8 protein-coding genes and 2 tRNA genes are annotated in these 12,090 nt (G+C 60.7%); 6 read left to right on the top strand and 4 right to left on the bottom strand.

Going from position 1 to position 12,090, the window contains the following annotated elements; all coding sequences use genetic code 11:
• Window positions 1-177: 177 nt before the first annotated feature.
• The 3 genes from ACIO0C_RS23985 (at window position 178) to ACIO0C_RS23975 (ending at window position 4,798) form a co-directional block, all read left to right on the top strand.
• Window positions 178-1,365: an ATP phosphoribosyltransferase regulatory subunit gene (locus ACIO0C_RS23985; RefSeq protein WP_008064107.1), complete on the top strand. Its 1,188-nt coding sequence runs from the start codon at window positions 178-180 to the stop codon at window positions 1,363-1,365.
• 54 nt (window positions 1,366-1,419) lie between these two features.
• Window positions 1,420-2,712 carry an adenylosuccinate synthase gene (locus ACIO0C_RS23980; protein ID WP_401315708.1) on the top strand — a complete coding sequence of 431 codons (1,293 nt, stop codon included), beginning with the start codon at window positions 1,420-1,422 and terminating at the stop codon, window positions 2,710-2,712.
• 151 nt (window positions 2,713-2,863) lie between these two features.
• Window positions 2,864-4,798 carry a methyl-accepting chemotaxis protein gene (locus ACIO0C_RS23975; protein ID WP_401315706.1) on the top strand — a complete coding sequence of 645 codons (1,935 nt, stop codon included), beginning with the start codon at window positions 2,864-2,866 and terminating at the stop codon, window positions 4,796-4,798.
• A gap of 117 nt (window positions 4,799-4,915) precedes the next feature.
• Here the strand turns inward: ACIO0C_RS23975 and ACIO0C_RS23970 are convergent, their stop codons facing one another.
• The 4 genes from ACIO0C_RS23970 to ACIO0C_RS23955 all read right to left on the bottom strand — a co-directional run bounded on the left by ACIO0C_RS23970 (window position 4,916) and on the right by ACIO0C_RS23955 (window position 8,031).
• Window positions 4,916-6,481, bottom strand: coding sequence for an ABC transporter permease (locus ACIO0C_RS23970; RefSeq protein ID WP_401315704.1), 1,566 nt, complete (start codon window positions 6,479-6,481; stop codon window positions 4,916-4,918).
• On the bottom strand, window positions 6,481-7,491 hold the full coding sequence (locus tag ACIO0C_RS23965; protein WP_401315702.1) for an extracellular solute-binding protein: 1,011 nt from the start codon (window positions 7,489-7,491) through the stop codon (window positions 6,481-6,483). The genes ACIO0C_RS23970 and ACIO0C_RS23965 overlap by 1 nt, the downstream gene beginning before the upstream one ends.
• Window positions 7,492-7,669: 178 nt before the next feature.
• Window positions 7,670-7,756 (bottom strand) — tRNA-Leu (locus tag ACIO0C_RS23960).
• A gap of 188 nt (window positions 7,757-7,944) precedes the next feature.
• Window positions 7,945-8,031 (bottom strand) — tRNA-Leu (locus tag ACIO0C_RS23955).
• Window positions 8,032-8,256: 225 nt separating this feature from the next.
• Here ACIO0C_RS23955 and rnr point away from each other — a divergent pair.
• From rnr to rpsF, 3 genes are all read left to right on the top strand, one after another.
• Window positions 8,257-10,893, top strand: a complete 2,637-nt coding sequence (gene rnr / locus ACIO0C_RS23950) for a ribonuclease R (protein ID WP_401315700.1) — start codon at window positions 8,257-8,259, stop codon at window positions 10,891-10,893.
• Entirely contained in the window at window positions 10,890-11,657 is a 768-nt protein-coding gene (gene rlmB, locus ACIO0C_RS23945; RefSeq protein WP_401315698.1) for a 23S rRNA (guanosine(2251)-2'-O)-methyltransferase RlmB, read from the top strand. Before rnr ends, rlmB begins: the two co-directional genes overlap by 4 nt.
• Window positions 11,658-11,964: 307 nt before the next feature.
• On the top strand, window positions 11,965-12,090 hold a 126-nt coding region (gene rpsF, locus ACIO0C_RS23940; protein WP_401250169.1), incomplete at its 3' end, for a 30S ribosomal protein S6.

Below are 12,090 nucleotides of genomic sequence, written 5' to 3'. Positions count from 1 at the left end.
GTGCAGGCGCCCGAGCTGAATGCTCGACAGGTTTTTCGAGGAAAGTGATTGGCGAAGCCGGTAATAGGCGTTTCGCTTCGTTGCTCCTGCGCCTGATTTATGAACATGGGCTGATCATTTTCTGCTTCACTCAAGGCTCGGCCGCAGGCTGGCCGCCCGGATACAGGGGAAGGCGTAATGGCAACGGTAGACCGCTGGCTACTGCCAGATGGCATCGAAGAAGTACTGCCACCGGAAGCGGCGCGTATTGAAGTTGCGCGTCGCCAGGTGTTGGATCTGTTCCAGAGCTGGGGTTACGAGTTTGTCGTGACTCCCCATATCGAGTACCTGGAGTCCCTGCTGACCGGCGCCGGCCAGGACCTGGATCTGCGTACCTTCAAGGTCATCGACCCGCAATCGGGCCGGCAGATGGGTTTCCGTGCCGACATCACGCCGCAGGTGGCGCGTATCGATGCGCATACCCTGCGCCGCGAAGGCCCGAGCCGCCTGTGCTACGCCGGCAGTGTGCTGCATGCCCAGCCGCGTGCCTTGTCGTCCTCGCGCAGCCCGATCCAGTTGGGTGCCGAGTTGTATGGCGATGCCAGCCCGAGCAGCGACGTGGAAGTCATCAGCCTGATGCTCGCCATGCTGCAGCTGGCCGATGTGCCGGATGTGCACATGGACCTGGGGCATGTCGGTATCTACCGCGGCCTGGCCCGCGCCGCCGGTTTGTCCGGTGAAGTCGAACAACAGTTGTTCGATGCATTGCAACGTAAAGCCATCGATGAGGTCATTACCTTGACCGAAGGCTTGCCGGCTGACCTGTCGGGCATGCTGCGCGCGTTGGTCGACCTGTGTGGCGGCCGTGAAGTGTTGGCGGCTGCGCGTGAGCGTCTGGCCAAGGCCCCTGCTGCGGTACTGGCTGCATTGGATGACCTGCTGGCAATCGCCGAGCGTTTGTCCGTGCGTTTCCCGGAGCTGCCGCTGTACTTCGACCTCGGCGAGCTGCGCGGTTACCACTACCACACCGGCGTGGTGTTCGCCGTGTTCGTGCCGGGTGTTGGCCAGTCCATTGCCCAGGGCGGTCGTTACGACGACATCGGCGCCGACTTCGGTCGCGCCCGTCCGGCAACCGGCTTCTCTACCGATTTGAAAACCCTGGTGACCCTGGGGCGTGCTGAGATCGAGCTACCGTCTGGCGGTATCTGGATGCCTGACAGTACGGATGCGGCACTCTGGCAGCAGGTTTGCCAGTTGCGCAGTGAGGGTCAGCGTGTCGTCCAAGCCTTGCCTGGACAACCTTTGGCCGCCGCCCGTGAAGCGGACTGCGACCGGCAATTGATTCAGCAGAACGGGCTTTGGCAAGTATCGCCACTGGCTTCTTGAGTTTTCCTGCCGGCTGCCGCCGGCACCAAGTTTGCGCGAATGAGGACAAGTGTTATGGGTAAGAATGTCGTAGTCCTGGGCACCCAGTGGGGTGATGAGGGCAAAGTCAAGATCGTTGATCTGCTGACCGAACATGCTGCCGCCGTAGTGCGCTACCAGGGTGGCCACAACGCTGGCCACACCCTGGTGATCGACGGTGAAAAAACCGTCTTGCACCTGATCCCGTCGGGCGTACTGCGCGAAGGCGTGCAGTGCCTGATCGGCAACGGCGTGGTGGTTGCACCCGACGCCCTGCTGCGGGAAATCAACAAGCTGGAAGAGAAAGGCGTACCGGTGCGTGAGCGCCTGCGCATCAGCCCGTCGTGCCCGCTGATCCTGTCCTACCACGTTGCGCTGGACCAGGCCCGTGAAAAGGCCCGTGGCGAGCTGAAGATCGGTACGACCGGTCGCGGCATCGGCCCGGCTTATGAAGATAAGGTTGCACGCCGTGGCCTGCGCATCGGTGACCTGTTCCACCGCGAGCGTTTCGCCGCCAAGCTGGGCGAGTTGCTGGACTACCACAACTTCGTACTGGTCAATTACTACAAAGAGCCGGCCATCGACTTCCAGAAAACCCTGGACGAGTGCATGGAATACGCCGAGCTGCTCAAGCCGATGATGCTCGACGTCACTGCCGAGCTGCACCAGCTGCGCCGTGCCGGCAAGGACATCATGTTCGAAGGCGCCCAGGGCTCCCTGCTGGACATCGACCACGGTACCTACCCGTACGTCACCAGCTCCAACACCACCGCTGGCGGCATTGCCACCGGTTCGGGTGTCGGCCCGATGTTCCTGGACTACATCCTGGGCATCACCAAGGCCTACACCACTCGCGTGGGTTCGGGTCCGTTCCCGACTGAGCTGTTCGACGACGTAGGCGCGTTCCTGGCCAAGCGTGGCCACGAGTTCGGTGCAACCACCGGTCGTGCCCGTCGTTGCGGCTGGTTCGATGCCGTCATCTTGCGTCGTGCAATCGACGTGAACAGCATCTCGGGCCTGTGCCTGACCAAGCTGGACGTGCTGGACGGTCTGGAAACCATCAACATCTGCGTTGGCTACAAAAACGCTGATGGTGCAGTGATCGACGCACCGACCGATGCCGACAGCTACATTGGCCTGGAGCCAGTGTACGAAGAGATGCCGGGCTGGAAAGAATCCACCCTCGGTGCCAAGACTCTGGAAGAGCTGCCCCAGGCTGCGCGTAACTACATCAAGCGCGTCGAAGAGTTGGTCGGTGCGCCGATCGACATTATCTCGACGGGTCCGGACCGCAACGAGACCATCGTTCTGCGCCATCCGTTCGCTTGATAAGCTGTTGATGTAAAACACAAAGGCCCCTTGATAGGGGCCTTTGTCGTTTATGCCTGCCGAACGGCATGACCTTTGCTATTAGCTTTGCCTAACGTGTCACTTTCGGGCGTGCCATCAATTTAATGGCGCTTATGCAGAGGGATTTCAAGTGTCGGCCGTTCTCTCATTGTTACAAAGCCGTTTGTTGCGGCCCGTGTTCGTTACCCTTGGTATCGCCCTTTTGGTGCAGGTGCTGGTGGCGGTCGCGCTGACCCGAAGCACCGTGACGGCGCTGGAAGCCGATCTCGCTCAGCGCCTGGGGGCGGACAGTCAAAAACTCTCCGCAGAGCTCGAGCAGGCGGGACGTGAAGTCACGTCGAGCCTGGACAGCCTGTCTACCAGTACGCGTCAGCGCCTTACGGCTGGCTTGTCTGCGCGCCTGAAGGACGAGCAGGCGCAGTTGCGTTCGACCCTGGAAAAAGACCTGAAGGACTCCGCCAGCGACATGGCGCAGCTTCTGGCGTCGGTGGCGCCTCGCGCCATGTGGGACAACGACGTTCCGACCTTGTCCGAGTTCGCCCGTCGGGCCCAGCGCAACCCCAACGTCCTGTTCGTGGTGTATGACGACGCCACGGGCCAGCATCTGACGCGTTACCTCAACCGGGAAAACCCGATCAACAAGGCCCTTTTGGAAAAAGGCCAGGGCGAGCGCGCGTTGGACAAGGTGCTGGATGCGGCGAAGAACGATTCGTCGGTCTTCTACATCGAGGCTTCGATCAACCCCAATGGCGTGGAAATCGGCAAGGTCCTGATGGGCGTCTCGACTGCGTCGGTAGAGGCTGACCTGGCGGCATTGGACAAGCGCTTCTCGGCGTTGATTGCCAGTGGCGACCAGCTGGTGGGTGACAGCCTCAAAGGCGCGGCGGCCGACAGCGCGGCAGCCATGGGGGCGCGTCTGCAATCGGCCCAGTCCACGGCCGCTGAAATGAAAGCCAATACCACCGCTACCGTGCAGGAAGCCGCGACTACCCTGCGCTGGCGTATTGGCGTGAGCCTGGCGGTGGTGGGCTTTGGTGTCCTGCTGTTGCTGGCAGTCGTGCTCGGGCGCCGAGTCGTCAACCGCCTGAGGATGTTGATTGTCGCCATGGATGACCTGGCGGCGGGTGAGGGCGATCTGACCAAGCGCGTGCAGATCAGCAGCAAGGATGAGATCGGCGACATGGCTTCGGCGGTCAATCGCTTTGTCGACAAGTTGCAGCCGATCGTACGCGAGGCGGGTGATGTTGCTCAGCGTACCGGTGTGGAAATCGGCGCCATGACGTTGCGCAATGCCGGGGCCGATGCGGCGGCAGGCATGCAGCGTGATGAGGTGGCTGAAAGTCTGCGGGCCTTGTCGCGAATGGCGGATGAGGCACAGTCTGAAAGCCAGGCCATGCAAGCGGCCTTGAAGCAGGTGGTGGATATTCGTCAGGCCACCGACGAAAACACCCGGACCTCGGCGAAAGTCGGCAACCTGATTGAAGCGTTGGCTGGCCAGGTTGAAACCGGGGCGCAAGTGATCGAGCGCCTGGCACAGCAGAGTGAGCAGATTGAGGTAGTACTGACGGTGATTCATGGGATTGCCGAGCAAACCAACCTGCTGGCGCTAAATGCGGCTATTGAGGCGGCACGCGCCGGCGAAACCGGGCGCGGCTTTGCGGTGGTGGCGGATGAAGTGCGCGCGTTGGCAAGCAAGACGCAGAGCTCCACCGGCGATATCCAGGCGCATATCGTGGCGTTGCAGCAAGGCGCACGGGAAGCCGTGGCGGCAATCGGCCAGGCCGGGCGTCAGGCCAGCGAAGGTCTGTTGGTTCTACGTGACAGTGCGCGGTTGCAGCAATCGGTGCAGGCTTCGGTCGAGCAGGTGCACACGGCGATCGGCCTGGCGACCCAGGCTGCTGAGCATCAGGCTCGGGGAGCCCAAGCGGTGCGCGGTCGGGTCGAGACCATTCATGTGCAAGCCGAGAAGGCGGCCCAGGCGGTGGTGGAAACCACGGCTAGCGGCAAAGTGCTCGATGGCCTGGCGGCGCAGTTGAAGGCGAGCCTGGGGCAGTTCAGGGCTTGATGTATTGTCTGGGCTGACGCTATCGCGAGCAAGCTCGCTCCCACAGTGTTTGAGGTTGCCTGCGATTATGTGTTCGCAACAGAACCTGTGGGAGCGGGCTTGCCCGCGATGGCAATCTCAGCGGCTCAAATACATCCGGGTCGTAAGCAAATAAACCGGCAACCCCGACACCACTATCAACAACGCCGCATAAGGCGCCGCCGCTGCAAACTCCACGTTCGCAGTATGCGCCCACACCTCGGTGGCCAGGGTGTTGAGACCGGTAGGACTCAACAGCAAGGTCGCCGTCAGCTCCTTCATCGCATCCAGAAACACCAGCGCAAACGCCGCTCCCAGCGCCGGGAAAATGATTGGCAGCGTTATCCGGCAAAAGGCACTGAACGAAGACGCTCCCAGCGTGCGTGCAGCCTCTTCCAGTTGCGGCGCAGCCTTGTTCAGCGCTGTGCGAATCGGCGCCTGGGCCAACGGCAGAAACAGCAGCGCATAAGCAATCAGCAGCAGCGTCGAAGTTTGGTACAGCACCGGCACATAGTGCAGGGCGAAATACACCAGGGTCAGCGCGATCACCAGCCCTGGCAGCGCGTGCAGCAGGTACGGCAAGCGCTCGGCCCAGATTGCCAGCGGCCCTTTATAGCGCACCACCAGCAGCCCCACCGGCAGCGCCAGCACCAGGCAAAACGCCGCGCCACCCAGGGACAGGGCCAGGGAGGACAGCAGTGCCTCGCTGATCGCGGCGATCGGGAACGCGGCCGACGAGCCCACGGCCAGCCAGTACGCCAGCATCCCCAGCGGAATGCCGCTGCCAATGATCGCCAGCAACAGGCAATACAGCTGTCCTGCAAACACCCACGGCCCCAGGCGAACCTGTTCTGCCTGTCGCGCCGCGCCCTGGCCTGTGCGTACGTGCCGGCCTTTGCCGCGAACGCGCAGTTCCAGCCACAGCAACATCAAGCACAGCGCCAGCAATACCGCCGAGAGCATCGCGGCGTTGGCGTTGCTGAACTCCAGCTCGAACTGTTGGTAGATCGCGGTGGTGAAGGTTTGCAGGCCGATGATTGACAGCGCGCCGAATTCCACCAGCATGTGCAGGGCAATCAGCAGCGACCCAGCCAGCAGCGAAGGCCAGAGCAGCGGCAGGGTCACGCGGAAAAACACCCCCCAGCGATTCTGCCCCAGTGTGCGGGCAGACTCTTCCAGTGAGGGGTCGAGATTGCGCAGGGTGGCGGCCACCGGTAGAAAGATCAGTGGGTATTTGGACAGGCTCATCACCAGGATCGCCCCGCCGAGCCCTTCGAAATGTGCGCTCAACGACACCCAGGTAAAGCTGCTGACAAACGCCGGTACGGCGAACGGCAAGCACAGAATCACGCCCCACAGGCGCCGCCCCGGCAGATTGCTGCGTTCCAGCAGCCATGCCAGCGACAGGCCAATCACGCCGCAAGCCAGCGTCACGCCGATCATCAGCGCCAGGGTATTGCGCAGCAGGCCAAACACATAAGGCCGCCACAGCAAGTGCAGCGCTTGAGCCCAGCCCGCTTGCCAGGCTTTCAGACCGACGTAAGCCAGGGGTAGCAAGCTGAGCACAACCAGCAGTAGAACCGGCAGAACCAGCCAGATGGAAGGCCGCTTGCGCCCTGGTACGTACCGGCCCTGCGTGGCGGAGGCTGATAACGATGCGCTCATCAGTTCAGGCCAACCTCGCGTTCCAGCTCCAGGGCTTCTTCGGCATTACCGAGGTCAGCGGGCGTGACTTTCGGCGCTTGCAGTTCACTGAAAGGCTTTAGGCCGCGATCCGATTGCATGCCTTTGTGCAGCGGGTATTCGGCGGTGGTCTGGGTGATCACGCGCTGGCCTTCTTCACTGGCCATGTAAGCGAGCAGCTGCTGGGCTTCTTTTGGATGTTTGCTGGACTTGAGCACGGCCGCACTCGATACGGTAATCAGGCCGCCGACATCGCCATCGGTGAAGTAATGCAGTTTCGAGTCGAGCTGGCCCTTTTCACGTTGCAAGGCGAACCAGTAGTAGTTGTTCACCAGCACCGTCGCCACTTCGCCGTTTTCCACGGCTTTGAGGGCAACCATGTTGTTGCTGTAGGTCTTGCCGAAGGCGCGCAGGCCGGTCAGCCATTCTTCCGCAGCCTCCATGCCATGCACTTTGATGATCGCCACGGCTTGTTCCTGGAACGCGCCGCTGGTGGGAACGAAGCCGACCTTGCCCTGCCATTTTGGATCGGAGAATTCCATCACCGATTTCGGCAGGTCTTTTTCGTCGACCAGTTTCGGGTTAAACGCGACGACGCGCACCCGAGCGGTGACGCCAATCCAGGTGCCGTCCGCGGCGACATAATCCTTGGGCAGGACTGCCAGCGTGGTGTCATCGGCCTTGGCCAGGAAGCCTTGCTCTCCGAGTTTGTTCAATGGCGGCGATTCTTCGGTGTAGATCACGTCGGCGGGAGAGCGATCGCCTTCTTCGACGACCTGGCTGGCGAGCTGGTTGCTGCTGCCTTTGCGCACATTGACGTGAATGCCGGTCTTGGCTTCGAAGGCTTTGGCGACTGCGTCGCCGACTTCCTTGTGTTGGCCGTTGTAGAGCGTCAGGGAGACTGGATCGGCAGCCTGGGAAGGGGGAGTGGCGAGCGCCAGGCCGAGCAGGGTGGCGGTCAGGCCGCGGCGCAGGGTATTTCGAAACATCATTCGCAGGGTTCCTCACTGTCGCATTGCAAAATCTTGCAACAATGATAAACGATATTGTTTCTCAAATGCGCCCTGCGCGGCGCAATTGACTTGTAGATGGCTTTTCGAACGCCAGAAACGCAAAAACCCGCTTTCGCGGGTTTCTGTGAAATTCAAGGCCGTAACCTTGAATTTGAATTGGTGCCCAGAAGAAGACTCGAACTTCCACGACCTTGCGGTCACCAGCACCTGAAGCTGGCGTGTCTACCAATTTCACCATCTGGGCATTCATCGCTAGCGTTGCCGCTGTTGATGTGGCGCACTATACGGAGAGCGATTAGATCTGTAAACCCCTGATTTGAAATTAATAAATCAGAACCTCAGAAATGCAAATCATAACCCCGGAAATGCAAAAACCCGCTTTCGCGGGTTTTTGTGTGAGTCTTGAAATTGAACTAATCTCAAGCTCGAAATTGGTGCCCAGAAGAAGACTCGAACTTCCACGACCTTGCGGTCACCAGCACCTGAAGCTGGCGTGTCTACCAATTTCACCATCTGGGCAGTATCGGCAACGTTGTCCGTCGTCGATGGCGCGCACTATACGGAGCGTCTTTTTAACTGTAAACCCCCGACACCGAAAAAACCTGAAAAATTTCACCAGCGGTCTTCAAGTCAGTCTCCTGGTGTCGATAAAGAGCTTTAGATGAGGCGTCTTAGCCTGAAATTTCCCGTTTCATTACGCCTATGCCAAACTAACCCGCATATAGACAAGGTGAAAACTCTCTAATGGCCGATTGGCAGTCCCTCGATCCCGAGGCCGCTCGTGAAGCGGAAAAATATGAAAACCCCATTCCTAGCCGCGAACTGATCCTTCAGCACCTTGCTGATCGGGGTTCGCCTGCTAACCGCGAGCAACTGGTCGAAGAGTTTGGTCTGACCACAGAGGACCAGATCGAAGCCCTGCGCCGCCGCCTGCGCGCCATGGAGCGCGATGCACAGCTGATTTACACTCGCCGCGGCACTTATGCGCCGGTGGACAAGCTCGACCTGATCCTGGGCCGCATCAGCGGTCACCGTGACGGCTTCGGTTTCCTGGTGCCGGACGACGGCAGTGACGACCTGTTCATGAGCCCGGCGCAAATGCGCCTGGTGTTTGACGGCGACCGTGCACTGGCGCGTGTTTCCGGACTGGATCGTCGCGGTCGCCGTGAAGGCATGATCGTCGAAGTGGTGTCCCGTGCTCACGAGACTATCGTCGGCCGCTACTTCGAAGAGGGCGGTATCGGTTTTGTCGTCGCCGATAACCCGAAGATCCAGCAGGAAGTGCTGGTGACACCAGGCCGTAACGCGAACGCGCAGATCGGTCAGTTCGTCGAAGTAAAGATCACTCACTGGCCGACACCACGCTTCCAGCCGCAAGGCGATGTGGTCGAAGTCGTGGGCAACTACATGGCGCCGGGCATGGAGATCGACGTTGCCCTGCGTACCTACGACATTCCTCACGTCTGGCCTGAGGCCGTGCTCAAGGAAGCCGGCAAGCTCAAGCCGGAAGTCGAAGAGAAAGACAAAGAGAAGCGCATCGACCTGCGCCATCTGCCGTTCGTCACCATCGACGGCGAAGATGCCCGCGACTTCGATGACGCGGTCTATTGCGAAGCGCGTCCGGGCAAGTTGCGCCTGTTCTCCGGTGGCTGGAAGTTGTACGTGGCGATTGCCGACGTTTCCAGCTACGTGAAGCTCGGTTCGGCGCTGGACGCCGAGGCCCAGGTGCGCGGCAACTCGGTGTACTTCCCCGAGCGCGTGATCCCGATGCTGCCTGAGCAGCTGTCCAACGGCTTGTGCTCGTTGAACCCGCAGGTCGATCGCCTGGCCATGGTTTGCGAGATGACCATCTCCAAATCCGGCGAAATGACCGACTACTGCTTCTACGAAGCAGTGATCCACTCCCACGCCCGCCTGACCTACAACAAGGTCAGCGCGATGCTGGAAACGCCGAAAGCCACCGAAGCGCGCAAGCTGCGTGGCGAATATACCGACGTCGTGCCGCACCTCAAGCAGCTGTATTCGCTGTACAAGGTGTTGCTGGCCGCCCGTCACGTGCGCGGCGCGATCGATTTCGAAACACAGGAAACCCGGATCATCTTCGGCTCCGAGCGCAAGATCGCGGAGATCCGTCCGACCATCCGCAACGACGCGCACAAGCTGATCGAGGAATGCATGCTGGCGGCCAACGTGGCCACCGCCGAATTCCTCAAGAAGCACGAGATTCCTGCGTTGTATCGCGTTCACGATGGCCCGCCACCGGAGCGCCTGGAAAAACTGCGCGCGTTCCTCGGCGAGCTCGGCCTGTCCCTGCACAAAGGCAAGGACGGCCCGTCGCCGAAGGATTACCAGGCGTTGCTGGCCGGCATCAAGGATCGTCCGGATTTCCACCTGATCCAGACCGTGATGCTGCGTTCGTTGAGCCAGGCCGTGTACAGCGCCGATAACCACGGCCACTTCGGCCTGAATTACGAGGCTTACACCCACTTCACCTCGCCGATCCGCCGCTACCCGGACTTGCTCACGCACCGGGCGATCCGCAGCGTGATCCATTCCAAGCAAGATACCCCGCACGTTCGCCGTGCCGGTGCGATGACCATTCCGAAGGCGCGCATCTATCCGTACGACGAGGCGGCCCTGGAGCAACTCGGTGAGCAGTGCTCGATGAGTGAGCGCCGTGCCGACGAGGCGACCCGCGACGTGGTGAACTGGCTCAAGTGCGAGTTCATGAAAGATCGCGTGGGCGAGTCGTTCCCGGGTGTGATCACTGCAGTGACCGGTTTTGGCCTGTTCGTCGAGCTGACCGACATCTACGTCGAAGGCCTGGTGCACGTCACCGCGCTACCGGGCGATTACTACCACTTCGATCCTGTGCACCACCGCCTGGCCGGTGAGCGTACCGGTCGTAGCTTCCGCCTTGGCGACACGGTTGAAGTGCGGGTCATGCGCGTCGACCTCGACGAGCGCAAGATCGACTTCGAGATGGCCGAAAAAACCATCAGCGCGCCGATTGGCCGCAAAAAGCGTGGCACGGAAACGGCAGCACCTGCGCCCCTCTCTACAAAAACAGTCGCAGAACCGGCCCCGGCGAAAACCGGTCGTCGTCCTGCCAAGGAGAAGGCTGTCGAAGCCTATCGCCCAAGCGATGCAGCGGCGAAAAACGCCGAAGTACGCAAGAGCCGTGAAATGAAACAGGCGTTGCTCGCCGGTGCGAAAAGCGGCGGTAAAGCGGCGTCTGGGGGAAAGACCAGTCGGTCGGCGCCTGAGAAGGCTGTCGGCGGCAAACCAGCCAAACCGAGCAAACATCGCAAAGGCCCGCCAAAAGCGGGCTCGGCTCCAGCCAAGACTGGCGGGGCGCGTAAACCTAAGGCCAAGTCATGAGTCAGTTGGAAAAGATCTATGGCGTACACGCTGTAGAAGCGTTGTTGCGTCATCACCCGAAACGCGTGAAGCAGATCTGGCTGGCCGAAGGCCGCGGCGATCCGCGGGTGCAGACGTTGATCGAGTTGGCCAACGAAAACCGTGTCCAGGTCGGTCAAGCCGAGCGTCGCGAGATGGACGCCTGGGTTGAGGGCGTTCACCAGGGTGTGGTCGCCGACGTCAGTCCGAGCCAGGTATGGGGTGAGGCGATGCTCGATGAGCTGCTCGATCGCACCGAGGGCGCACCGTTGCTGCTGGTGCTCGACGGTGTGACCGATCCGCACAACCTCGGTGCCTGCCTGCGTTCTGCCGATGCGGCGGGTGCGCTGGCGGTGATCGTGCCGAAAGACAAGTCCGCGACCCTGACGCCGGTAGTGCGAAAGGTTGCCTGCGGAGCGGCGGAAGTGATTCCGCTGGTGGCGGTGACCAACCTGGCGCGTACCCTGGAAAAACTCCAGCAGCGTGGCCTGTGGGTCGTGGGCACGGCAGGGGAGGCCGAGGTCAGTCTTTATGACCAGGACCTGACCGGCCCGACCATCCTGATCATGGGTGCCGAAGGCAAAGGCATGCGTCGCCTGACGCGTGAACATTGCGACTACTTGGTTAACCTGCCGATGGCCGGTAGCGTCAGCAGCCTCAACGTGTCCGTGGCAACGGGTGTGTGCCTGTTCGAGGCCCAGCGTCAGCGTAGTGTGAAAGCCAAGGCTGCCGCCAAAAAATCCTGAGCTGAACGCACATCCGTTGTAGGAGCTGGCTTGCCAGCGAAAGCGGAGCAACATTCAGCAACGATGCTGGATTGAATGCCGCTTTCGCGGGCAAGCCCGCTCCTACAGTGTTCTGTGGTGTGGCATGAATTGAGGGTTGTTCAAATAATCACCAATTCCCTTGCGCCTCCCACGCCCCTTCTCTACAATTGCGCCCCTTGCTGTGATGGCAGGCACCAACGTGTCTAGCGTCCGCGAGTCCATAAGTGTCATTCACTCCTTGTCTGACCGCTTTTGAGCGGCAGGCTACAACCCGTAAGGAGCATTCATGCGTCATTACGAAATCATCTTTTTGGTCCACCCGGATCAAAGCGAGCAAGTCGGCGGCATGGTTGAGCGTTACACCAAGCTGATCGAAGAAGACGGCGGCAAAATCCACCGTCTGGAAGATTGG

This window comes from Pseudomonas sp. NPDC087336, assembly GCF_044744285.1.
In the GTDB taxonomy this organism is placed as follows: domain Bacteria; phylum Pseudomonadota; class Gammaproteobacteria; order Pseudomonadales; family Pseudomonadaceae; genus Aquipseudomonas.
This window is presented reverse-complemented; position numbering and strand designations above follow the sequence as displayed.

Bases quoted from the DNA above. Each gene is read 5' to 3' on its own strand.
- ACIO0C_RS23985 (WP_008064107.1), top strand. From the start codon at position 178: ATGGCAACGGTAGACCGCTGGCTACTGCCAGATGGCATCGAAGAAGTA.
- ACIO0C_RS23980 (WP_401315708.1), top strand. From the start codon at position 1,420: ATGGGTAAGAATGTCGTAGTCCTGGGCACCCAGTGGGGTGATGAGGGC.
- ACIO0C_RS23970 (WP_401315704.1), bottom strand. From the start codon at position 6,481: ATGAGCGCATCGTTATCAGCCTCCGCCACGCAGGGCCGGTACGTACCA.
- ACIO0C_RS23965 (WP_401315702.1), bottom strand. From the start codon at position 7,491: ATGATGTTTCGAAATACCCTGCGCCGCGGCCTGACCGCCACCCTGCTC.
- rnr (WP_401315700.1), top strand. From the start codon at position 8,257: ATGGCCGATTGGCAGTCCCTCGATCCCGAGGCCGCTCGTGAAGCGGAA.
- rlmB (WP_401315698.1), top strand. From the start codon at position 10,890: ATGAGTCAGTTGGAAAAGATCTATGGCGTACACGCTGTAGAAGCGTTG.